The organism is Streptosporangium sp. NBC_01469 (assembly GCF_036227305.1).
Lineage (GTDB): Bacteria > Actinomycetota > Actinomycetes > Streptosporangiales > Streptosporangiaceae > Streptosporangium.
The window spans coordinates 247,617-269,290 of record NZ_CP109465.1; the positions used below are offsets into that span (position 1 = coordinate 247,617).

The 21,674-nt window shown below is 71.2% G+C and carries 21 protein-coding genes and 1 pseudogene; 9 read left to right on the plus strand and 13 right to left on the minus strand.

The window, feature by feature from the left end:
* Positions 1 to 114 precede the first annotated feature (114 nt).
* The 3 genes from OG587_RS01115 to OG587_RS01125 are packed head-to-tail and all read left to right on the plus strand — an operon-like array spanning position 115 to position 2,941.
* Positions 115 to 789: a response regulator transcription factor gene (locus OG587_RS01115; RefSeq protein WP_329085956.1), complete on the plus strand. Its 675-nt coding sequence runs from the start codon at positions 115 to 117 to the stop codon at positions 787 to 789.
* Positions 790 to 818: 29 nt separating this feature from the next.
* Complete coding sequence (locus tag OG587_RS01120; RefSeq protein WP_329085957.1) at positions 819 to 2,216, plus strand: HAMP domain-containing sensor histidine kinase; 1,398 nt, start codon at positions 819 to 821, stop codon at positions 2,214 to 2,216.
* A complete protein-coding gene (locus tag OG587_RS01125) occupies positions 2,213 to 2,941 on the plus strand; it encodes a hypothetical protein (RefSeq protein WP_329085959.1) in 729 nt (242 codons plus the stop codon). The genes OG587_RS01120 and OG587_RS01125 overlap by 4 nt, the downstream gene beginning before the upstream one ends.
* Before the next feature lie 270 nt (positions 2,942 to 3,211).
* On the opposite strand, the gene OG587_RS01130 is transcribed toward OG587_RS01125, so the two are convergent.
* From OG587_RS01130 to OG587_RS01145, 4 genes are all read right to left on the minus strand, one after another.
* Positions 3,212 to 4,555, minus strand: coding sequence for a PhoH family protein (locus tag OG587_RS01130; RefSeq protein WP_329085961.1), 1,344 nt, complete (start codon positions 4,553 to 4,555; stop codon positions 3,212 to 3,214).
* Between the two features lie 221 nt (positions 4,556 to 4,776).
* Entirely contained in the window at positions 4,777 to 5,544 is a 768-nt protein-coding gene (locus OG587_RS01135) for an isoprenyl transferase (protein WP_329085962.1), read from the minus strand.
* 79 nt (positions 5,545 to 5,623) lie between these two features.
* Positions 5,624 to 6,100: a hypothetical protein gene (locus OG587_RS01140; protein ID WP_329085963.1), complete on the minus strand. Its 477-nt coding sequence runs from the start codon at positions 6,098 to 6,100 to the stop codon at positions 5,624 to 5,626.
* A 174-nt stretch (positions 6,101 to 6,274) separates the two neighbouring features.
* Positions 6,275 to 7,051, minus strand: coding sequence for a TIGR04222 domain-containing membrane protein (locus OG587_RS01145; protein WP_329085965.1), 777 nt, complete (start codon positions 7,049 to 7,051; stop codon positions 6,275 to 6,277).
* A 13-nt stretch (positions 7,052 to 7,064) separates the two neighbouring features.
* Here OG587_RS01145 and OG587_RS47020 point away from each other — a divergent pair.
* Positions 7,065 to 7,289, plus strand: a pseudogene (locus tag OG587_RS47020) (hypothetical protein); the annotation flags it as partial.
* A gap of 20 nt (positions 7,290 to 7,309) precedes the next feature.
* On the opposite strand, the gene OG587_RS01150 reads toward OG587_RS47020, so the two are convergent.
* The 5 genes from OG587_RS01150 to OG587_RS01170 form a co-directional block, all read right to left on the minus strand.
* The gene (locus tag OG587_RS01150; protein ID WP_329085967.1) at positions 7,310 to 7,693 is read right to left on the minus strand and encodes a hypothetical protein; all 384 of its coding nucleotides are present in this window, start codon (positions 7,691 to 7,693) and stop codon (positions 7,310 to 7,312) included.
* Positions 7,686 to 8,501, minus strand: a complete 816-nt coding sequence (locus tag OG587_RS01155) for a DUF692 domain-containing protein (RefSeq protein WP_329085969.1) — start codon at positions 8,499 to 8,501, stop codon at positions 7,686 to 7,688. Before OG587_RS01155 ends, OG587_RS01150 begins: the two co-directional genes overlap by 8 nt.
* 128 nt (positions 8,502 to 8,629) lie before the next feature.
* Positions 8,630 to 9,601 carry a TIGR04222 domain-containing membrane protein gene (locus tag OG587_RS01160; RefSeq protein ID WP_329085970.1) on the minus strand — a complete coding sequence of 324 codons (972 nt, stop codon included), beginning with the start codon at positions 9,599 to 9,601 and terminating at the stop codon, positions 8,630 to 8,632.
* 373 nt (positions 9,602 to 9,974) lie between these two features.
* Positions 9,975 to 11,774, minus strand: a complete 1,800-nt coding sequence (locus tag OG587_RS01165; protein WP_329085972.1) for a phosphoenolpyruvate carboxykinase (GTP) — start codon at positions 11,772 to 11,774, stop codon at positions 9,975 to 9,977.
* Positions 11,775 to 12,065: 291 nt separating this feature from the next.
* Positions 12,066 to 12,593 (minus strand): hypothetical protein, encoded by a 528-nt coding sequence (locus OG587_RS01170; RefSeq protein WP_329085973.1) that lies wholly within the window; start codon positions 12,591 to 12,593, stop codon positions 12,066 to 12,068.
* Between the two features lie 223 nt (positions 12,594 to 12,816).
* Between OG587_RS01170 and OG587_RS01175 the strand changes: the two genes are divergently transcribed.
* On the plus strand, positions 12,817 to 13,485 hold the full coding sequence (locus OG587_RS01175) for an acyl-CoA-like ligand-binding transcription factor (protein ID WP_329085975.1): 669 nt from the start codon (positions 12,817 to 12,819) through the stop codon (positions 13,483 to 13,485).
* 189 nt (positions 13,486 to 13,674) lie between these two features.
* Here OG587_RS01175 and OG587_RS01180 read toward each other — a convergent pair whose 3' ends face one another.
* From OG587_RS01180 to OG587_RS01190, 3 genes are all read right to left on the minus strand, one after another.
* Entirely contained in the window at positions 13,675 to 14,973 is a 1,299-nt protein-coding gene (locus tag OG587_RS01180) for a C40 family peptidase (protein ID WP_329085977.1), read from the minus strand.
* Between the two features lie 198 nt (positions 14,974 to 15,171).
* On the minus strand, positions 15,172 to 15,672 hold the full coding sequence (gene greA / locus OG587_RS01185) for a transcription elongation factor GreA (RefSeq protein WP_329085979.1): 501 nt from the start codon (positions 15,670 to 15,672) through the stop codon (positions 15,172 to 15,174).
* A 107-nt stretch (positions 15,673 to 15,779) separates the two neighbouring features.
* Positions 15,780 to 16,208, minus strand: coding sequence for a DUF4307 domain-containing protein (locus tag OG587_RS01190; protein ID WP_329085982.1), 429 nt, complete (start codon positions 16,206 to 16,208; stop codon positions 15,780 to 15,782).
* A 223-nt stretch (positions 16,209 to 16,431) separates the two neighbouring features.
* On the opposite strand from OG587_RS01190, the gene mca reads away from it, so the two are divergent.
* The 3 genes from mca to OG587_RS01205 all read left to right on the plus strand — a co-directional run bounded on the left by mca (position 16,432) and on the right by OG587_RS01205 (position 18,025).
* Positions 16,432 to 17,328, plus strand: a complete 897-nt coding sequence (gene mca, locus OG587_RS01195) for a mycothiol conjugate amidase Mca (RefSeq protein ID WP_329085984.1) — start codon at positions 16,432 to 16,434, stop codon at positions 17,326 to 17,328.
* A 34-nt stretch (positions 17,329 to 17,362) separates the two neighbouring features.
* Positions 17,363 to 17,563, plus strand: a complete 201-nt coding sequence (locus OG587_RS01200; protein WP_329085986.1) for a hypothetical protein — start codon at positions 17,363 to 17,365, stop codon at positions 17,561 to 17,563.
* A 78-nt stretch (positions 17,564 to 17,641) separates the two neighbouring features.
* On the plus strand, positions 17,642 to 18,025 hold the full coding sequence (locus OG587_RS01205; RefSeq protein ID WP_329093690.1) for a GNAT family N-acetyltransferase: 384 nt from the start codon (positions 17,642 to 17,644) through the stop codon (positions 18,023 to 18,025).
* 79 nt (positions 18,026 to 18,104) lie between these two features.
* Here OG587_RS01205 and OG587_RS01210 read toward each other — a convergent pair whose 3' ends face one another.
* Positions 18,105 to 19,265 carry a hypothetical protein gene (locus tag OG587_RS01210; RefSeq protein WP_329085988.1) on the minus strand — a complete coding sequence of 387 codons (1,161 nt, stop codon included), beginning with the start codon at positions 19,263 to 19,265 and terminating at the stop codon, positions 18,105 to 18,107.
* A gap of 290 nt (positions 19,266 to 19,555) precedes the next feature.
* On the opposite strand from OG587_RS01210, the gene OG587_RS01215 reads away from it, so the two are divergent.
* A complete protein-coding gene (locus tag OG587_RS01215; RefSeq protein WP_329085991.1) occupies positions 19,556 to 21,637 on the plus strand; it encodes a thioredoxin domain-containing protein in 2,082 nt (693 codons plus the stop codon).
* The last annotated feature ends 37 nt before the right edge of the window (positions 21,638 to 21,674 follow it).

The following is a 21,674-nucleotide window of genomic DNA, read 5'->3' on the forward strand; positions in this document are numbered from 1 at the left end:
GATCATGAAACTGCCCGAATCGTGGTCTGACCACCTCGTTCAGGTACTGTTTGCCTTATGTCTGGGTTTCGTGACCCGGCAGATCCATCCGAGCCTTGGGAGAATGATTACCCGGTGGCAGGCATCCTCCTCGTCGAAGACGACCCCTCGGTCCGGACCGGGCTGGAGCTAGCGCTCACCCGGCAGGGCCACTCCGTCACCGCGTACGCCAGCGGCGAGGAGGCCCTTGAGCACATCAAGTCCCGCCGCCCCGAGATCGCCATCCTGGACGTCATGCTGCCCGGCATCGACGGCGTGGAGGTGTGCCGCCGCATCCGCAGGCTCGACCAGCTGCCGGTGATCCTCCTCACCGCCAGGGGCGACGACCTCGACGTGGTCGTGGGACTGGAGGCCGGGGCCGACGACTACGTGGTCAAACCGGTCGAGCCCCGCGTGCTGGACGCCCGCATCCGCGCCGTCCTGCGCCGGGTGGAGTCGGTCGCCTCCGACCGCATCACCTTCGGCGACCTGGTCATCGACCGGGGCGCGCTCAAGGTGGCGCTGGGGGGCCGCGAGGTCCACCTCACCCCCACCGAGCTGCGGCTCCTGCTCGAACTCGTCCGCCACCCCGGCCAGGTGCTCAACCGCAGATACCTGCTGCGGGCCGTCTGGGACCACACCCACGTCGCCGACTCCCGGCTGGTCGACGCCTGCGTCCAGCGGGTCCGCGCCAAGATCGAGGCGGTCCCCGCCGAGCCCGAGTTCATCCACACGGTGCGGGGATTCGGCTACCGGTTCAGCCCACCGTGAAACGAACGTTCCCTCCCTCGACGAAGCGGATGTACACCGGACTGCGCGGGCGCCTGGTGATCACTTTCACCCTGATCGCCGTCACCGCCTCCGCGGTCGTCGCGGGAATCGGCTACGAGTTCGTCAAGAGCCGCATGATCGGGCGCGCCGAGCAGGTGGCCGTGAGCAACGTCCGCGACATCCTGGAGGGCAGCAGGGTGCCCGTCGGCGCGCTCTGGCCCGGAGACGGCCCGCCGACCGACGAGGAGATCAGCGCGCTGCAGAAAAGCCTGCGCCCCCAGGGCGGCAAGGTGGTGGTCCGCTACGAGGACTACCCCTACCCCGACGGCGACTTCGACACCAAGGACGTCCCAGGCGACCTCGCCGCCAGGGCCACCCAGCGGATGGTCGCCAAGCGCATGACCATCGGCGGCGACATGTGGCTGCTCATCGGCACCCCCGTCTGGCGGATCGAGCCCATACACACCGCCCAGCCCACCGGGATGACCGTCTTCGTGTTCGCCCCCCTCATCGAGGAGGAGCGGCTGCTGAGCGGCCTGCGGCAGCCGCTCGCCGTCGCCGGGGTCGCCATGCTGATCATCGCACTGTCCCTGGGCCTGGTGTCGGCCCGGCAGCTCCTGCTGCCGGTCAGGCGGCTCGGCTCGGCGGCCCGCGCGCTCGGCGCCGGCCACCTGGACACCCGCCTGCCCGTACACGGCCAGGACGAGCTCGCCGAGCTCACCGCCACGTTCAACGACACCGCCGCCGCCCTGGAGCGGAGCGTCACCGAGCTGCGCGCGCTGGAGGCGATGTCCCGCCGCTTCGTGGCCGACGTCTCGCACGAACTGAGGACCCCCCTGACCGCGATGACCGCGGTCACCGACATGCTCTCCGAGGAGGCCGATCGGCTCCCCCCCGAGCCCGCGGCGGCCGTACGGCTGGTACTGCGCGAGATCGCGCGGCTGCGGACCCTGATCGAGCAGCTCATCGAGGCGAGCCGGTTCGACTCGGGCACGGCGACGCTGAACGTGGACACCGTGAACATCGTGGACGTGGTCTGCGACTGCCTGGAGATGCGCGGCTGGTCGGACCGGGTACGGGTGAACGTCCCTGAGGGACTGGCCTTCTCCGTCGACCCCAGGCGCTTCGACGTCATCGTGGCCAACCTGGTGGGCAACGCCCTGCGCCACGGTGAGCTCCCGGTGATGGTGACCGCCCGCAGCACCCCGAACGGCCTGGAGGTGAAGGTGCGCGACCACGGCAAGGGCATCCCGGCGAAGGATCTGCCCTTCGTGTTCAACCGTTTCTACAAGGCCGGCGCCCGGGGCGACGGCAGCGGGCTCGGCCTGTCCATCGCGCGGGCCAACGCCCAGCTGCACGGGGGCACGATCTCGGTCCGCGCGCAGCGGCCCGGAACCCTCTTCACGGTCTGGCTCCCCCCGGCATGAGACGGCCCACCCGCCCGTACGCCCTGACCGCCCTCGGCACGGAACGGCCCACCCGCTCCCGCGCCCTGACCGCCCTCGGCACGGAACGGCCCACCCGCCCGTACGCCCCGAGCGTCCTCGGCACGGGACGGCCCGCCCGCTCCCCGAGCGTCCTCGGTGCGGGACGGCTCGCCGGCGCGAGGTGGTTCGCCTGCCTGCTCGCCGCCGCCCTGGCGCTCTGCGGATGCGGTATCTCCCCCACCGACGTCCAGGACTACGGCCGCCCGCCGGTGATCAGCTACAGCCCCACGTGGGTGACGGTCTATCTGCTCCGCGACAACCGGCTGGAGCCCGTCAAGATCCCGGTGGTCTCCGACTCGGCCAAGAACATCATCGACACCCTGTTCCGGGCCGGCAAGCAGCCGCCGAAGGCGGGGCTGACCAGCGCGCTCAACGACTTCAGCCACTACGACACCAAGACGACCCGCTACTCCGACAACACCGACCAGCGCAACGAGCCGGACGACAACCTGGGCTACCGGCTGAACGTGATCATCACCGGCGAGGGCAAGGTCTCCAAGGAGGCCCTCGCCCAGATCACCTGCACCATCCGGCAGAACAAGCAGGAGAGCATCTGGAGCGTCGAGGTCACCCGGCTCTTCCCGGGCACCCCGGAGACGATGGGCGACCGGGGCTGCTTCGAGTACCGCAATCTCGCGGCACCCGGCGTGCGGCTACCGCCCTGAGGGACCCCGCGCCGCGGGCGCACGGCCGGAATCGCGGACGTCCGGCGCGTGACCGTCGTGAGAGACGTGAGAGGCCCCGGGCCGTACGCCGTCAATCGCGGACGTCCGGCGCGTGACCGCCCTGAGAGACGTGAGGGCCCCCGGGCCGTAAGCCGTCGGCATCCGACGCGCCGGCCGCCGCGTGGGACCCGGAGCCGGAACGCGCGGAGCGCGGTCGCGGGCCCGTACGGCACCCGCGACCGCGCTCCGGCAGTGGCGTCGAGACGCCCGTCACATCGTGATGTCCTCCAGCATCTCGGTGACCAGCGCCGCGATCGGCGAGCGCTCCGAGCGGGTCAGGGTGACGTGCGCGAACAGCGGATGCCCCTTGAGCTTCTCCACCACCGCCACGACACCGTCATGGCGGCCCACCCGCAGGTTGTCGCGCTGGGCGATGTCGTGGGTGAGGACCACCCGGGAGTTTGCGCCGATCCGGCTCAGCACGGTGAGCAGCACCCCGCGCTCCAGCGACTGCGCCTCGTCCACGATGACGAAGGCGTCGTGGAGCGACCGGCCGCGGATGTGGGTGAGCGGGAGCACCTCCAGCATGCCCCGGTCCATGACCTCCTCGATCACCTCGGGCGTGGTGACCGCGCCCAGGGTGTCGTAGACCGCCTGCGCCCACGGGCCCATCTTCTCGTTCTCGGAACCGGGCAGGTAGCCCAGCTCCTGGCCGCCCACGGCGTACAGGGGACGGAAGACGATGACCTTGCGGTGCTGGCGGCGCTCCAGGACCGCTTCCAGGCCCGCGCAGAGGGCGAGCGCGGACTTGCCGGTGCCCGCCCGTCCGCCCAGCGAGACGATGCCGACCTCGGGGTCCATCAGGAGGTCGAGCGCGATCCGCTGCTCGGCCGAGCGGCCGTGCAGGCCGAACACCTCCCGGTCGCCGCGCACCAGGCGCACCGACTTGTCGGGCAACACCCGGCCCAGCGCGGAACCCTTGCTGGACAGCAGGCGCAGGCCCGTGTGGGTGGGCAGGTCACGGGCGTCGAACAGGTCGGTCGTACCGTGGTCGAAGAGGGCCTCGACGTCCTCCGAGGTCACCTGGAGTTCGTCCATGCCGGTCCAGCCGGACTCCACCACGAGTTCGGCGCGGTACTCGTCCGCGGCGAGCCCGATGGAGGCGGCCTTCACCCGCATCGGCAGATCCTTGGAGACCAGCACCACGTCCTTGCCCTCCGCGGCGAGGGTCTTCGCCACGGTCAGGATGCGGGTGTCGTTGTCGCCGAGCCGGAACCCGACGGGCAGGATGGACGGGTCACTGTGGTTGAGCTCGACCCGGATGGTGCCCTCGCCGATCGGCATGGGCTCGTCCAGACGTCCGTGTGTCACCCGGAGTTCGTCGAGGGACCTTAGCGCCTTTCGCGCGAAGTATCCGAGCTCTGGATGATGGCGTTTGCCCTCCAACTCGGTGATGACGACGATCGGGAGGACGACCTCATGCTCGGCGAAACGGCTCATCGCCGTTGGATCCGCCAGGAGCACCGAGGTGTCCAGGACGTACGTGCGCCGCTGAACTGCCGGCGACGTGGGTGAGGACGAAGGGTTTGCCACGCGTTCTCCCCCGGGCGCCATGGACGGCGCCCTGCCATGAGCTGGGATGCGGACCGGCCCCGGGCCCGCTCACGAGAACGTCGAGCAGGAACCGTTGACCGGCCCTCCTCAGCAGGTCGTGACGCAAAGGCGGACCCTCTCCGGCGTAGGCGAGCTGTGCTCTCCTACTTCTTACGGTACGTCCTGAATGCCCGAGTTCCAACTGCTTAAGACTGACCGAAAGGGGTCGTTCATGTGGAGTTTCAGGAACCGTACCTGCGGTGTCGCGCGGCGTAGGAGCGGAGAGCCCGCAAGAAGTCGACCCTGCGGAAGTCAGGCCAGTAGGCCTCGCAGAAGTAGAATTCGGAGTGAGCGCTCTGCCAGAGCAGGAAGCCGGAGAGCCGCTGCTCTCCCGATGTCCGGATGACCAGATCCGGGTCGGGCTGGCCGCGCGTGTAGAGATGCTCCGCGATGTGCTCGACATCGAGGACCTCGACAAGGTCCTCGATACTCGCGCCCTTGCTCGCGTGCTCCTGGAGAAGGGAGCGCACCGCATCAGCGATCTCACGCCTTCCTCCATACCCAACTGCAACGTTCACAATCAAACCGGGACGATGTGATGTCGCTTCTTTTGCGTTTTTGAGGACACGGGCCGTGTGATCGGGCAGCAGATCGAGCGCCCCCATGGGCTTGATGTGCCATCCGTCGGCCACGAGCTCCTGGACCACGTCCTCGATGATCTTCATCAGGAGATCCAGCTCGTCCTTGGAGCGGTTGATGTTGTCGCTCGACAGCAGCCACACGGTGACGACCTCGACACCGGCCTCGCGGCACCAGCCGAGCAGCTCCGAGATCTTGTCCGCGCCCTTGCGGTGCCCGCGGCTCACGTCGTCGATGCCCATCGAGCGCGCCCAGCGCCGGTTGCCGTCGACGATCACGCCGACGTGCCGGGGAGCCATCTCCTTCTGACGGGACAGCTTCGCCTCAAGCCGGCGTTCGTACAACCGGTAGACGAGATCGCGCACGCCCATTGAAGCCCCTCCCTCAGCACCTGCCACGAATGGGCACTGACAGGCAATTATCGCCGCCCCGCGGACCCCTCGGCCCCCTCTACAGGGATCTGGCGGGCTTGCCCGGCTTGTGGGACCCCAGGCAGTCCTCGGCCTCCGTGACGAGTGCCTCCACGAAAACGCCCAGCTCAGAGGATGTCAGAACGGCGCGCATACCCACCCCGCCGCCACCCCAGGCCTCCAGGAACGCCCTTCTGGTGAGCCGCCACTCTCCGCCGGGCCCTCGCCGCCCGGGGACCCAGACCGGGATGGTCCGCAGCTGGCAGCGGAGTTCGCCCCCGCCGACGATCCCGTTCCTGGCTCGGTAACGAAAGGCGAACAGTTCCGCGTCGTCGGGAAAGCGGTCGTCGGGGTCGGGCCACCGGGCCTCGTGGCCCGCACGCGCCTCGGCGACCCCCCGTGCCAGCCGGGTGAGGAACCAGCCGCACCGCTCGCCCACCGTGCCGTACAGCGCGCCGTCGCGATGGAGCTGCAGGGTGATCTCGTACGGCGTGCCGACACTGTCACGGCACGCCACCGGCGTAACGGTCAGATAAGAACCATCAAGACAACGCAGTCCCCCCACCTCAGAGAGGGTATCCCCGCCCCAGTCCGCCAAAACATGATCAACGCCATCCATGTCCCCGCCAGCCGGGCGGGATCGCGCGTCGCGCACGTCCGCGAGGCGATGCCGCCCGGCCGGGCGGGAGCCTCAGGAACTGCCGCCGCAGCCGCCCCCACCCCCGCAGCTGGAACCGGAGCCTGAGTCGGAGCCGGAGCCGCAACCGCCCCCGCCCCCGTAGAAACCGCCCGCCGAGGCACCGGAGGCGCCGGAACGGGAGACGCGGCGGCGTGGCGCGCGAGACGGCGGCGGGCCGCTCATCGACAGGGTGGCCGCCAGCCGCCCGTCCTCCAGCTGCTTCAGGCCGTGCAGGGCAACGCCCAGGATGTTCAGCTCGTCACCGTCGACGCGGCCACCGGCGCGGGGTGGCAGGGCCCTGTCCTCGCGGTGGCGCAGGCGGTAGTGGGCCAGGGCGGTCTTCCCGGCGCGGTTGGGGTGGGTGGGGTCGGCCCGGCCGGAACCGGGCGCGTCGATCAGTGCCAGGTCCCTCAGCCGCGCGATCAGCATGGTCACCGCGGGCCCCCGGGACACCACGTTCCTGATCTCCCAGACCGGCACGCCGCCTCCCTTCCCCCTGAGCCGGTCGAGGATCTCGGTCTGCACCGGCTGGGTGAGCACCCCGACCTGGCCGGACACCTGGGTCAGCCGCCCGCCACGCCGTGCCCGGACCGCCCCGCCCGCCGTCAGCGAGGCCAGCGCGGTGTCGACCACCCGGAACCGGCCACCCGCGAGCAGCGCCAGCTCGTACGGCGTCAGCTCGGGCCCCTCGTAGACACGCGAGTGGTGCGCGGCAAGACGCAGCGCGATCAGCACCGCCACCACCAGAAGCGCGAAACCCACCACGATGACGATCTGTACGGTCTGCATGACGGCCTCCGGGATGACGTCCCTGCGTGAGGTTCACTATCCAGTGGACGAACGGGGAGGACAGGAAGTTTCAGCAACGCCCGGTCCGGCACGCTCGATTCGGCGGCGCCCGGTCCGGCAGGCCGCTTCGGCGGCGTCCGATTTGGCGGCGCCTGGTTCAGCGTGCCGATTCGGCGGGGCCCGGTTCGGCGGCGCCCGGTTCGGCAGGGCCCAGTTCGACGGCGCCCGGTTCGACGGCGCCCGGTTCGACGTGCCGATTCAGCGGCGCCTGCCGAAGAGCGACCATCGGCGGGGCGCGGGGCCGGGCTCGGAAGCGGGCGCGGTGGAGGACTCCTCCGGCAGCCGTCCCGCCGCGCGAAGGCGCTCGGCGAAGTCACGGGCGTCGGCGTGCGAGCCGCCCTGCGGCTTGGGGCGGCCTCGCGCGTACGCGTCGAACTCGCCGGCGAAGCCGTCACCGAGCAGCGCGGCCAGGTCGGGCCGCAGCCTGGCCACCGTCCTGCGCCGCTTGGAGATCAGGCCGGCCTCCTGGATCCGCAGCCGCTCCCGGTCGAACCCCCGCGGCGCCTCCTCCCCGGCCACCAGGGCCGCCACCAGGGCCGTCTGAGCCCTGGCCAGCGCCTCGCGCGCCGCGTCGTCAGACACGGGCCATCGCGCCGCGGATCCGGTCGAGCTCCCCTTCCAGGGCGCCGTCGCTGGGATAGTCGTCGTCCCATTCGAGCAGCACACCGGGCGGGTCGACCCGGGCGCACAGCTCGGAGAGGATGTCCAGCACGTCCTGCGGGACGTGGGCGGTGTGGGTGTCGTGCCACAGCCCCTGGTGGGAGTGGCCCCCGGCGACGTGGACGTAGGCCAGCTCGGACAGCGGGAGGCCGTCCAGCGCGGCGGTGGCCGACAGGCCCAGGTTGACCTGGTTCGTGTAGAGGTTCGCCACGTCGATCAGGAGCCCGACGCCGGTCATCTCCACCAACTCGCCGAGGAAGGCGGCCTCGGTCATCTCGTCCTCAGGCCAGCCGAACAGGGCCGCGACGTTCTCCAGGGCCAGCGGCACGGGAAGCGCCTCCTGTGCCCGCCGCACGTTCTCGGCGACGACGGAGAGCGCGGCCCGGGTACGCGGGACGGGGAGCAGGTGCCCGGCCTCCATCCCGCCCGCCCGTACGAAGGCGAGATGCTCGCTGACCAGCGGCGCGTCCAGGGCGTGAGCGCAGGCCGCCAGGTGCGCCAGCCGCCGCGGGTCGGGAGACTCGGCGCCGCCGATGCCCAGCCCGACACCGTGCGGGATCACCGGCACCCCGCGGGCGCGGAGCACCCGCAGCGACTCGGGGAGCCGGGCGGGGTTCACGTTCTCGGCGATGACCTCGACGAAGTCGACCCCGGGCAGCCGTTCCACGGTCAGGTCGATCTCAGGGCGCCAGCCGATGCCCACGCCCAGCGCCGGAGGCTCAGCCGCCATCGGAAACACCCCCGCTCCGGCCCGCGGGCAGCCCGGCCACCACTGCGTCTCCGGCGTCTCCGGTGGCTGGGGCGGTTGAGGCGACTGCGGCGGTTGGGGCGGCCGTCACCGCCGTGGCCGGGTTCCGCTCACCCACCGCAACCGCCACCGCCGCACCCGCCACCGCAGCTGGACCCACCGCCGTCACTCGATCCGCCGCCGTCACCCGATCCGCCGCCGTCACCCGATCCGCCGAAGTCGCCGCCACCACCGAAGGAGGAGCCGTCACCCGAGCTCGAGCCGCCACCGCAGGCGCCCGTGGCGCAGCTGCTCGAACCGCCCGCGGTCTGGCGCTGGAGCTCCTCCTCCAGGCCGGGCTCGTTGAGCTCGCTCAGGCCGTACAGGGCGACGGGAATGCCGACGGCGAAGGCCAGGTCGGGTGTGAGGGGCCGGGCGCCCCGAGCGTAGGTCCCGCGGGCGGAGGCGAGCACCTGGTGGCCGGCGTTGCTCAGGACGTCGCGCAGGGCCCGCCTCTGCCGCGCGTAGGTGGAGAAACCGCCGATCACCGAGAACATGCCCACCAGCAGCGCGAAGGTGCCCAATCCCCCGGTCGCCCCGGCGAGCAGGATGCCCGCCACGACGACCACCTCGACGATCGAGGCGATCTGGAGCCGGCTCAGCAGCGCCTGCGCGTGGTCGAGCGCGCCCTCGGGCACGAGCAGACCGAGCCCCAGCAGCCGGTAGCGCAGACCGTCGACGCTCTGCCCATCGGCCACCGCGCGGCGGACCTCGCCCACGGGGGCCGAGCCTCCGCGCAGGTGAAGCGCCTCCATGACGGCGTACTCGATTGGATCGGGAGACGGCTTGGCCCCGGCGACCAGGCTGGCCTGGCCGCCTCGCGAGACCCGGATCGCCCCGGCCCTGGCCAGCAGGCCGAGCGCGGTGTTGATCACGCGGCGCGGCCCTCCGGAGAGATAGGCGAGCTCGTACGGATTTGGTGGCCCGCCGTAGTGGCCGACCATGGCCGAGCGGACCCGGCGGTGCTCGCGGCGCACCGCGAGGGCCGTGGAGAGGATGACCAGGGCGACGACACAGGCGATGACGAACAGCGAGAACTCCATGTCCGCCTCCTCGGGGGGAAAGGTGGGCCACAGGAGCGGCGTCCCGTGTACCCAGGTAGACGCGCACAGCCTGGCAGAAGTTTCGCCCGACTTCGACGGCGACTCGGTGAGATGTCGGTCACCAGGTGAAACGTGGGTCAGTGTCCCAGGCGCGGCTGGGGCGGCGACCCCGGCCGTGTCGTTCCCGCCCCCTGGACGGCCCGGGGAGACACGGATTCTGGACGGCAGCGGTCGTCCGACCGGGCAGCGGCGTCCGATCAGCCCGAGGCGCCCAGCCCGGACTCGGCCGGGCGGGCGCCCGCCCAAGCGCTCAGCGCGTACGGGCGCCTCGGAGCCCCTTCAGCCCCCCGACCCGCTCAGCCCAGACCCCACTTCAGCCCAGGCGGGCGACGAGGGCCTCGTGCTCCTCCCAGAGCTCTCCGGGCAGGTGGTCGCCGAAGGTCTTGAAGAAGGCGGGCATGAGCGACGCCTCCTGCCTCCAGACCTCCTTGTCGACGCTCAGCAGCGTCCGCATGTCCTCGCCGGAGACGTCGAGGCCCTCGGTGTCGAGCTTGGCGGGGAGCAGACCGATGGGGGTCCGTACCGCCTCCGCCTGGCCGTTGAGGCGGTCGACGATCCACTTGAGCACGCGGGTGTTCTCTCCGAAGCCGGGCCAGATGAACCTGCCCTCGTCGTCCTTGCGGAACCAGTTCACGTAGTAGACGCGCGGCAGCCGGGCGTTCTCCCGCCGGCCGATCTTGAGCCAGTGGGCGAAGTAGTCGCCCATGTTGTAACCGCAGAAGGGCAGCATCGCGAACGGGTCGCGGCGCAGCTCGCCGACCTTGCCCTCGGCGGCGGCGGTCTTCTCCGAGGCGATGTTGGCCCCCAGGAAGACGCCGTGCCGCCAGCTGAACGACTCCGTCACCAGGGGAACCGCGCTGGCGCGGCGCCCGCCGAACAGGATCGCGGAGATCGGCACGCCCTGGGGGTCCTGCCACTCGGGGGCGATCGTCGGGCACTGCGCGGCCGGGACCGTGAAGCGGGCGTTGGGGTGCGCGGCGGGCTCGCCGGAGTCCGGCGTCCAGTCGCGGCCCTTCCAGTCGGTCAGGTGCGCCGGGGGCCGGTCGGTGAGGCCCTCCCACCACACGTCGCCGTCGTCGGTGAGGGCGACGTTGGTGAAGATGCTGTTGCCCCAGAGCGTCCTGATCGCGTTGGCGTTGGTGGACTCACCGGTTCCGGGGGCGACGCCGAAGAAACCCGCCTCGGGGTTGATCGCGCGCAGCCGCCCGTCGTCGCCGAAGCGCATCCAGGCGATGTCGTCGCCGATCGTCTCGACCTTCCATCCGGGGAGGGTCGGCTGGAGCATGGCGAGGTTCGTCTTCCCGCAGGCGCTCGGGAAGGCCGCCGCGACGTAGCGCGTCTCCCCCGAGGGCGGGGTGATCTTGAGAATGAGCATGTGCTCGGCCAGCCAGCCCTCGTCGCGGGCCATCGTGCCGGCGATGCGCAGGGCGTAGCACTTCTTGCCGAGCAGGGCGTTGCCGCCGTACCCGGAGCCGTAGGACCAGATCTCGCGGGTCTCGGGGAAGTGGCTGATGTACTTGGTGGGGTTGCACGGCCAGGGCACGTCGTCCTGGCCCGGCTCCAGCGGGGCGCCGACCGAGTGGACGGCCTTGACGTAGCCGCCGCGCTCCTCGATGAGCCGCAGGGCGTCGTCGCCCATCCGGGTCATGACGCGCATGGACACGACCACGTACGGCGAGTCGGTGATCTCCACGCCGAGCTGGGAGATCTCACCGCCCAGGGGGCCCATGCAGAACGGCACCACGTACATCGTCCGGCCGCGCATGCTGCCCTTGAAGATCTCGCCGAAGGTACGGCGCATCTCGGCGGGGGCGACCCAGTTGTTGGTCGGCCCCGCGTCCTCCTCGCGCTCGGAACAGATGTAGGTCCGGTCCTCGACCCTGGCGACGTCGCCGGGGTCGGAGGCGGCGTGGAAGCTGTTCTGCCGCTTGGCCAGGCGCGTGAACGTGCCCTGCTCGACCAGCAGGTTCGTCAGGCGGGTCCATTCGGCCTCGGAGCCGTCGCACCATTCGATCCGGTCCGGCTGAGTCAGTTCGGCGATCTCGTTGACCCACCCGGCGAGCTCCTCGTGGCTGGTCGGGCTGACGGCGGTGACATCTACGGTAACGGACACTACTGGGGCTCCTTTACACTTCTCGGGGCCAAAGCATCATTGACGACCGGACCGCGCCCAATCCAATTGGCATAGACCAGTGAATTCACACGATCGCGCGTCATGACGCTCCACGCCCGACGCCTCCGGCCACGTATGCCCTGGCAGAAGACGCGAGGTTTTAAAACCCCTACCCAGAAGAAGTGACTCTAAAAAGAGCCGTTCCAGCAGTGGTATAGGCCAATCAGAAAGGTCTAAACCAATCGGCTGACAGGTTCAGACCAATTTCCTGACCATTTCCGCTGCCCAGGATCAGGAATTCACGTCCGGACCCGCCGACCGGACGCGGTCGACGTGCTGGAGCGCGTCCCGCAGATCCGCCAGCCAGGTGTCGGTGTGGTTGCCCACCAGACGCACGCACCAGGCGAGCGCGTCGCTGCGACTGCGGGCCACCCCGGCGGCCACGAGGGTGTCGAGAACCTGACGCTCCGACTGCTTGAGCCGGGTCATGACGGGCACCGAGAGTGTGGTGAACATCACTGTCTCGTCGCCGACGGCGACCCCCCAGGAGACCTTCCTGCGGAAGCGGTGCTCGGCCTCCAGCGCGATCTCGACGCGCCGCTCCCTCGTCTCCTCGCGGAAACGCAGGATGCCCCCCTCCACGGCGGCGGAGCGCTCCACCTCCGAGACGTCGTCGCCGAGGGCTGGAGCCCGGAGCCTGCCGACCACCGCGATCTCCTCGCGGTCGAGCACGATCTCCACCCCGCCCTCGAACCACTCCCCGGGCAGCCTCCCCGCGAACCAGCCGCGCAGCTTTTCCACTGCTTCATCGTTTTCCATGTAATTTAGATTACAACGCTTCGCCGAGCGAAGCCAGCGTCGCGCACAAACCGACCGGGAACCCGGGGGAGACGGGCCGGGAGCGTGTCCGCGCCGGCGACGAGGACGGATTCGACCGTCCCGCGTCTCACCGCCGGAGGCGGACTCGGCCGGGCGCCGCCGAAGAGAGGCGTCCGCGTTCGCGACGGCGCCCGCGGGGCCTGCCAGACGGGAGAATCGGCGCATGAGCTCACCTCCGCGACCCGAAGGACCGCCCTCTGAAGAACAGCCCCCCGAAGGACCGCCCCCAGAGGGGCCGCGCCCTGAAGGACTGCGCGAGCGCAAGAAGGCGAAGACCCGCTGGGCGATCCAGGAGCACGCGCTGCGCCTGTTCGCCGAACAGGGCTACGAGGCGACGACCGTCGAGCAGATCGCCGAGGCCGCGGAGGTGTCACCGAGCACGTTCTTCCGCTACTTCCCCGCCAAGGAGGACGTGGTCGTGCGGAACGAGTACGACGCGCTGATCGTCTCCGCCCTCCGCGGGATCGCCCCGGGCGCGGCGCCCGTCGACGCGTTCCGGCAGGCCGTACGGGCCGCGTTCGAGGACTTCGGCCCCGGGGACCTCGCGTGGGCCTCCGCCAGGGCCCGGCTCATCCTCTCCGTGCCCGCGCTGCGGGCCAGGCAGCTCCAGGCCGCCGCCGGGACGCACGCGGTGATGTGCGCGGAGATCGCCTCCCGCACCGGCCGCGACCCCCGCGACCTCGACGTGGAGACCTTCGCCGCCGCGGTGATCGGCGTCATGATCCCCGCCGTCGGCCGCTGGGCCGCGAACCCCTCGGAGAACCTGCCCGATCTCCTGGACGCCGCCCTCACCCAGCTCGCCGCGGGCCTCCCGCTCACCGGGACACCGTAGCCCGCTGGAACGCGGACGACCCGGCGAGCACCGCGAAGCCCTGCGGAGCGCGGACGACCCCGGCCGGGCGCCATGGCGCCCGCTGGAACACGGACAAACCGGCAAGCACCGCGAAAAGCCCGGCGGAGCGCGGACTACCCGGCCGAGCACCGCGAAAAGCCCGGCGGAACCCGTGAGAACGGACGCGGGCTAGCGGACCCTGGCGGCGACCTCCGGGCTGATCCGCACGGCCCCGGCGAAGTTGCGGGTGGTGACGGGGACGAGCTTGACCACGTCGCCGGTCCTGGGGGCGTGCAGCATCTTGCCGTCCCCCCAGTAAATGGCCACGTGCGAGACGTAGCCGGGGTTGGTGGGGTCGTGCCGCCAGAACAGCAGGTCGCCGGGCTGCGCCTGGGCGAGCGGGATCTGGGGGCCGGAGACGAACTGCTGGTGCGTCACCCGGGGCACCTTGATCCCCGCCTGCTGGTACGCCCACTGGACCAGGCCGGAGCAGTCGAAGCTGTTCGGGCCCTCGGCGCCCCACACGTACGGGCGGCCGAGCTTGCCGATCGCGGCGGTGAGGGCGGTCGTGACCTGGGAGGCGCTCATGAAGGAGCTCGCGGACCAGGTCGTGGTCCCGTCAGTGGTCCCGCCGGTCCCGCCGGTCCCGCCTGCGGTCTTGGTGGGGGCCGTCAGCACCGGGTTGATCACCGCGACCTGAGCCCCCTTGGGCAGGGCGCGCAGGAGGGTGAGGCGCAGCTTCGCGGAGTCGGTCTTCGGCGCGCTCACCACGAGCGCGTTGTTCTCCGGGATGCCCAGCGCGCGGGCGGTCGGCCGGGAGACCACCGCGTCGATGGCGCCCATGCCCATCGTGGCGTAGGCGCCGACGCGCAGGTTGCGCCCGGCGGTGGTGAAGGTCTTGCCCAGCGGCATGCCTCCGTCGTTGCCCAGGACGAAGGAGACGGCGACCTCCCCCGCCGAGACGTTCCGCCAGAGCCTGTCGGATCGCGCGGTCGGCTTGGGGGTGTACGCGCGGAACGTCGAGGGGTTCACCCCGAGCGTCTGCACCGGCTTGCCGTCCAGGACCACCTCGGCGGCGTCGGCGCGCTCCACCGCCCGTACCCCGGAGAGCTGGGCGACCTTGGCGACCACGGTCGCGCTGAGCGGCCTGTTCGCGACGACGAACAGGTGTGGCTGCCGCATCGAGGTGAGCGGCGCCACCGGTTCGGGCGCGCTCCCGCCCGCCTCGCCCTGGGCGGGCTTCGCCACCTGGGTCGGCACGGTGGCGACGGACTTGCGCATCGTGACCGTCTCCGGATCGGCCTCCGGCATCTGGGTGAAGATCACCAGGCCGGTGGCCAGCGCGCAGACGAGCAGAACGGCCACGATCGGCACGGCCCGCCTCATCAGGCGGGCGGTGCGGTAGCTGTAGCGGAGCCGGGGGCGGTAGGCGAGGTCCTGCCGTGCCTCCCGGATCAGGTCGGAGACACGTGGCCGCCGCTTGAACACGACATCTCCCCTTCCCCACGGACTCCAGTCCTACGAGGGTGCCGTAGACCGCTCCCCGATGCACGCGAACCCACTGAAAAGCGCCCTATCTGCAATGCGGCGCAAGACTTGCGAAATCCTGCCAAATCCTCTGACACACGGCAATCCGCCGGGACGCCCGTCCCGGCGGATCAGCGAATCGATCGGAGTATGGGGAGATCAGTTGCCGACGTACGGCACGGCCTCAAGGATCTCGACCGTGTTGGAACGGCCGTTCGGCATCGTGTAGGTCGCCTTCTCGCCGATCTTCTTGCCGTTGATCGCCGCGCCGAGCGGCGACTTGGGCGAGTAGACGTCGATCGGAGCGCCGCTCTCCTCGCGGGAGGCCAGCAGGAAGGCGACCTCCTCGTCATCCCCCTCGAAGCGGACGGTGACGGTCATTCCAGGACCGACCACGCCTTCGGTGCGGGGCGCCTCACCGACCTTGGCGGTGTCCAGGATCTGGTGGAGGTGGAAGATACGGGCCTCCATCTTGCCCTGCTCGTCCTTGGCGGCGTGGTAGCCGCCGTTCTCCTTCAGGTCACCCTCTTCGCGCGCGTCCTCGATCTTCTTGGCGATGTCGACGCGTCCGGGCCCCGAGAGATGCTCGTACTCAGCCTTCAGGCGGTCGTACGCCTCCTGAGTGAGCCAGGTGACGCTCTCGATGCGGGAGTCGGCCACGGGATCTCCTTGCTTCCTCTAGGGGGCTTCGTGCTTCGGGGGTTGCGGTCGGTCGAATTTCGAAAGGCTAACAAGTTAACCCCTCAACCGCCTCCCCAAATGTCTCACTATACGAGATAGCAGTACTGGACATGGCCCGAAGTGGCCGGAGCACTGGTCTCTAGCCGTTCGGTAAGCCGAACATACCCCTCACCAGCCGGAATATTGACCTCCTTGCTGCCGACCTCGACGTGGCTGACGTCGGTGGCCCGCACCCGGCAGAGCGCCGCGCGATCGGATGGTTTGTACACCTCGAAGGTGATCTGCAGAGAATCGCCGCGAGTGGCGTCGAACGCGATGACCTGGTCGATCACTTCCGTGTCGCCCTTCGCCGCCCACATCACGTAACCCCATCCCCCCGCGCACACGGCGCAGAGGATCGCGATCACGGCGTGCACGACGAAGCGCCCCCTGCGCTCCGGGCGGTCGGGAAAGTCGCCCGGGGTGCCGAGGACGGGACCGTCCTGACGGCCCTTCTCGGCTTCGCTGGTGGCCATGACGGAATCTCCCTGCACTACCTCGGTGTTATCCGAGACAATTGTCCCCTGCGGGGGCCTCGCCCTCGCGACCGCCCAAGAGAAACTAACCTCTCCCTAGAGTGACGTAAGCCGAGGGCGCGCGGGACACCCCGTCGAGCGGAGCGGAACATCCGGCCAGGCAGGCCGTCCGCGAGGCGACCGACGATCCGAAGCGCGACCGACATAAGGAGACACCGAGCCCGTGAGTGCACCGCTCAGGCTGATGGCCGTTCACGCTCATCCCGACGACGAGTCGAGCAAGGGCGCCGCCACCATGGCGCGCTACGTGGCGGAGGGTGTGGACGTACTGGTCTGTACGCTCACCGGAGGCGAGCGCGGGTCGATCCTGAACCCCAAGATGGATCGCCCGGAGATTCTCGAGAACATCGGCGAGGTCCGGCGCCTGGAGATGGAGCGCGCCCGCGAGATCCTCGGCGTGCGGCAGCGCTTCATGGGGTTCGTCGACTCCGGCCTGCCCGAGGACGAGAGCGAGCCGCTGCCCGAGGGCTGCTTCGCCCTGCAGCCGCTGGAGATCGCCTCGGAGCCGCTGGTGGCGGCCGTCCGCGAGTTCAGGCCGCACGTGATCCTGACCTACGACGACGACGGCGGCTACCCGCACCCCGACCACATCATGACCAACCGCGTCTCGGTCGAGGCCTTCGAGGCGGCCGGCGACCCCGACCGCTACCCGGGCACCGGCGAGCCCTGGCAGCCCCTGAAGCTCTACTACCAGATGGGCTTCACCAAGGACCGGTTCGAGGCGCTGCACGAGGCGATGAACGCCCGCGGCATCGGCTCCCCGTACGCCGAGTGGATCTCCCGCTGGGAGGACCGCCCGCAGAAGTGGCCGGTGACCACCCGGATCCCCTGCGGCGACTACTTCGAGCTCCGCGACGAGGCGCTGCTCGCGCACGCCACGCAGGTCGACCCGGACGGCTTCTGGTTCGTCTGCCCGCGCGACCTGCAGCGCGAGGTCTGGCCGACCGAGGACTACCACCTGGCCCGATCGCTCGTGGACGTCGAGCTTCCCGAGGACGACCTGTTCACGGGCGTCCACACGGAGGTCCCCGCGGACACGGTCTCGCACGCCTGCCACTGACGCGACCGTGGGGTGGCGGTGGCAAACTTGACATGTGATTGCATTTGACCCCGTCACCAAGGGTGACGTCAGCCCGGGCCTCCTGGGTTTCCTCGTCGTGGCCGCCATGGGGTTCGCCCTCTACATCCTGGTCAAGTCGATGAGGAAGCAGATCTCCAGGATCGAGGTCCCCTCGGAGGCCGAGCTGAGGGAGCGGAACGGTACCAACACCACCACGACGCCGACCGCTCCCTGACCCCACCGGCCTCGCGCACTCCCCCCGGCCCGCCCGGGGTGGTCTGCCCATGTCGCCGGACCCACGGCCCGACCGGCTATCGCGCGACACGCGCGGGAGACGGAACCGGCCGGGCCGAAACCCCGAGAACGAGCGAGGACGAGCATGGCCGACGACATCGAGGTCTCCGACAACCCCGGGGCCTCCCGCTTCGAGATCCTGCTGAACGGCGAGGTCGCCGGGTTCGCCGCGTACCGCCTGCGCGCCGAGAAGATCATTTTCACCCACACCGAGATCCTCCCCGAGCACGAGGGCAAGGGCCTGGGCGGCAGGCTGGCCTCCGCGGCCCTCGACGCGAGCCGCTCGTCCGGCCGCTCGGTCGTGCCGCTCTGCCCGTTCGTCGCCCGCTACATCCGACGCCACCCCGAATACAAGGATCTGGTGCCCGAGGGCTACCTCGACCTCCTCGACGAGGAGGCCTGACCCCGCGGCTCCCGCCGGAGCCGCGCGGGAGGCCCGCAGGAGGGCCTGAAGGCTCCCCTGAGCCGTACCGGAGCGCCCGTCAGTCGCCGAGGGTGTCGGTCGAGGACCAGGCCCGCTCCAGCGCCTTGGGCAGCCCCCATCGGCCCAGCGAGGTGAGCACCTCGGTCCTGTCGACGATCCCGAGGCACGCCCAGAGCGGGGTGACCGAGCTGAAGAGCGTCTCGGCCGCCTCCAGGTCCTCCGGCTCGTCCAGATCGACGTCGATGTCCTCCGACTCGGCGATGAGCCTGGCGATCCGCTCGGGCGACGCCAGCACCCCGGGGCCGCGCCTGGCCAGGGCGGCGACCACGGCCAGCCAGTCGGCGTGGTGGATCGCGCACAGGGCGGCCAGCACCGAGTCCTCGTGGCTGAGCTCCCCGTCCAGGTCGGAGAAGATCTCCATCCGGTCCTCCTCGTCGGGCAGGTCGGAGATCGGTCCCGCGATGCCCGCCGTGACGGTCAGCCAGAGCTCCTCGTCGTCGGCCGGCAGCGGCTCCCCCTCGTACCCGGCGCAGGCCCGCAGCACGTTGCCGGGATAGCCGGGCCTGCCCAGCACCTCGCGCAGCCGGGTGGCCGCGGCCCGCAGCTCCCTGACGGGCCGCTCGGGGGCGGGCAGCTCGGCCAGGATGCGCCGCAGCTCGCCCAGGGCGAACGCCTCCTCCTCGTCCCAGGCGGCGAACAGCTCCTCGTCCTGCTCGTCGGAGACCGCGGTCCCCGGCACCCGCCCGTCGGGCAGCGGGCCGGTGAGCCAGCGCTCCTGGAGGTCCGCGTACGCCTCCCTGGCCCCCTCGTCACCCCGGGCGAGCGCGTCCGGGTCGACCTCCCCCGCGGCGACCCGCTCCTCCAGGTAGGCGACCAGCCCTCGGAACATCTCCTCGCCGACCGGCCCCCGCTCGTCCTCCTCCGGCCAGACGAAGAAGCTCGGGGTGAGCAGGAGCGGCTCGGTGCCCGTGGACTCCATCCAGCGCTGCACGTCCCCCACGGTCGCGGCGCCGGACTCGATCGCGCCGAGCGTCGCCTTGGCGGAGTCCCAGAAGGGCGCCGACAGCGGGTTGCCCGCCGCCAGCATCGCCCGCCTCAGATCGGGCAGCGCCACCAGGGCCACCCCGGACGGCACGGCGAGCAACGCGCGGGCAACATCACGCCGGGTCAGCTCGGAGGCCGCCCTTCCGGCGTGCACACAGACGAAGTCGAGATCCACGCCCAGTGAGCCTACGCCCGAAGCGCGGCGAACACACCTTCCCGCCCGGTGTCACCTCCCGCACCTGAGACAACGGGGGTCGTCCGAAACCGGCACCGCCCGCCGCCGGCGCTCAGGGAAGGGGACGGGGGAGAGCGGACGCGGTCGCCGGGGCGGGCGCCGCCCGCGCTCGCGGCCTCGCCCCTCACCCGGTTTAGTGTGAGAGGGATCGTGTGGGAAGAACCGCGACGCGCGACCTCCGCGCACCTCACGAGGAGAACGCACGCACCGCGTACGCAGGAAAGGTCTTGATGAACCGCTTGAAGGACGCGACGAGCCCCTATCTGCTGCAGCACGCGGACAATCCCGTCGACTGGTTCGAATGGGGCGAGGAGGCGTTCGCCGAGGCCGCCCGGCGGAACGTCCCGCTGCTGATCAGCGTCGGCTACTCCGCGTGCCACTGGTGCCACGTGATGGCCCACGAGTCCTTCGAGGACCGGGCCACGGCCGCGCTGATGAACGAGCACTTCGTCAACGTGAAGGTCGACCGTGAGGAGCGGCCGGACGTCGACGCGGTGTACATGGCGGCCACCCAGGCCATGACCGGTCAGGGCGGGTGGCCGATGACGGTCTTCGCCACCCCGGAGGGCCACCCCTTCTACACCGGCACCTACTTCCCCAGGCAGCAGTTCCAGCGGCTGCTCGCCGGGGTGTCGAACACCTGGGCCGGCGAGCGGGAGGCCGTACTGGAGCAGGGCTCGAAGATCGTGGAGGCGCTGAACGAGCGGTCGGCGCTGCCGTCCGGGCCGCTGCCCACCCCGGACACGCTCACGCGGGCCGTGCACAGCCTGGCCGAGTCCTTCGACCCGGTCCGCGGCGGCTTCGGCGGGGCGCCCAAGTTCCCGCCGTCGATGGCCCTGGAGTTCCTGCTGCGCTACGGCGCGGCGGCCACGGAGGGTGCGGAGGGTGCGGAGGGTGCGGAGCGGCGGGCGACCGCCGCCGCGGCGACGTCCATGGCCGGGCGGACGCTGGAGGCCATGGCCCGGGGCGGCATCTACGACCAGCTCGCCGGAGGGTTCGCCCGCTACAGCGTGGACGCCGACTGGGTGGTCCCGCACTTCGAGAAGATGCTCTACGACAACGCCCTGCTCCTGCGGGTCTACGCGCACTGGTGGCGCTCCACCGGCTCCGCCCTGGGCAGGCGGGTGGCGCTGGAGACGGCCGACTGGCTGCTGGCCGAGATGCGCACCCCGGAGGGGGGCTTCGCCTCCGCCCTGGACGCCGACAGCGAGGGCGTGGAGGGCAAGTTCTACGCCTGGACCCGCGAGGAGCTCCGCGAGGTCCTCGGCGAGGAGGACGGGCTCTGGGCGATCGAGCTGTTCGAGGTGACCGGGACGTTCGAGCACGGCACCTCGGTGCTGCAGCTCCTCGCCGACCCCGATCCCGGCGAGGCCGAGCGGTTCGCCCGGGTGCGCTCCGCGCTGCTGGCCGCGCGGGCCCGCCGGGTGCGGCCGGGACGGGACGACAAGGTGGTGGCCGCCTGGAACGGCCTGGCCGTCGCCGCCCTCGCGGAGACCGGCGCCCTGTTCGAGCGGCCGGACCTCGTCGAGGCGGCGCGCGAGGCGGCCGTGCTGGTCGACGAGCTCCACCTGGACGGCGACCGGCTGCTGCGCACCTCCCGCGACGGCAGGCCCGGCACCAACGCCGGGGTCCTGGAGGACTACGGCGACCTCGCCGAAGGCCTGCTCGCCCTGTACGGGGTGACCGGGGAGGTCCGCTGGTTCCGGCGGGCCGAGGTGCTGCTCGACACCGTCCTGGAGCGGTTCTCCGACGGCTCCGGCGGGTTCTACGACACCGCCGACGACGCCGAGCCGCTCTTCCAGCGCCCACGGGACGCGACCGACAACGCCACCCCGTCCGGCCAGTTCGCCGCCGCGGGCGCGCTGCTCTCGTACGCCGCGCTGACCGGCTCGGCCCGGCACCGCGAGGCGGCCGAGGCGGCCCTGGGCACGGTCACCGTGCTGGCCGACAGGCACGCGCGGTTCGCCGGGTGGGGGCTGGCCGCGGCCCAGGCGGCGGTGTCCGGTCCGATCGAGGTCGCGGTCGTGGGCCCGGCGGGCGATCCGGCGACGGCCGCCCTGCACAGGACCGCCCTGCTGTCACCCCTGCCGGGCCTGGTCCTGGCGCTCGGCGAGCCCGGCCCCGCCACCGGCTCCGATGCGGGCTCCGGCCCAGGTTCCGGCTCCGGCTCCGGCTCCGGGGAGGTTCCGCTCCTGGCCGGCCGGGGTCTGGTGGGCGGCGAGCCCGCGGCCTACGTGTGCCGCGGCTTCACCTGCAGGATGCCCGTCACCACCCCCGCGGCCCTGCGCGCCGAACTGGCGGGCGAGGCGTAACGGACGGGGTCGCCGAGCCGGTCACCGCCGCCCGCGT

What these genes read in the sequence shown, in the direction of transcription:
- OG587_RS01160 (WP_329085970.1), bottom strand. Translation starts at nt 9,601, where the DNA reads ATGGAGTTCTCGCTGTTCGTCATCGCCTGTGTCGTCGCCCTGGTCATC.
- OG587_RS01170 (WP_329085973.1), bottom strand. Translation starts at nt 12,593, where the DNA reads ATGGAAAACGATGAAGCAGTGGAAAAGCTGCGCGGCTGGTTCGCGGGG.
- OG587_RS01175 (WP_329085975.1), top strand. Translation starts at nt 12,817, where the DNA reads ATGAGCTCACCTCCGCGACCCGAAGGACCGCCCTCTGAAGAACAGCCC.
- OG587_RS01120 (WP_329085957.1), top strand. Translation starts at nt 819, where the DNA reads ATGTACACCGGACTGCGCGGGCGCCTGGTGATCACTTTCACCCTGATC.
- OG587_RS01135 (WP_329085962.1), bottom strand. Translation starts at nt 5,544, where the DNA reads ATGGGCGTGCGCGATCTCGTCTACCGGTTGTACGAACGCCGGCTTGAG.
- OG587_RS01155 (WP_329085969.1), bottom strand. Translation starts at nt 8,501, where the DNA reads ATGGCGGCTGAGCCTCCGGCGCTGGGCGTGGGCATCGGCTGGCGCCCT.
- OG587_RS01130 (WP_329085961.1), bottom strand. Translation starts at nt 4,555, where the DNA reads ATGGCGCCCGGGGGAGAACGCGTGGCAAACCCTTCGTCCTCACCCACG.
- OG587_RS01190 (WP_329085982.1), bottom strand. Translation starts at nt 16,208, where the DNA reads ATGGCCACCAGCGAAGCCGAGAAGGGCCGTCAGGACGGTCCCGTCCTC.
- OG587_RS01125 (WP_329085959.1), top strand. Translation starts at nt 2,213, where the DNA reads ATGAGACGGCCCACCCGCCCGTACGCCCTGACCGCCCTCGGCACGGAA.
- OG587_RS01215 (WP_329085991.1), top strand. Translation starts at nt 19,556, where the DNA reads ATGAACCGCTTGAAGGACGCGACGAGCCCCTATCTGCTGCAGCACGCG.
- OG587_RS01145 (WP_329085965.1), bottom strand. Translation starts at nt 7,051, where the DNA reads ATGCAGACCGTACAGATCGTCATCGTGGTGGGTTTCGCGCTTCTGGTG.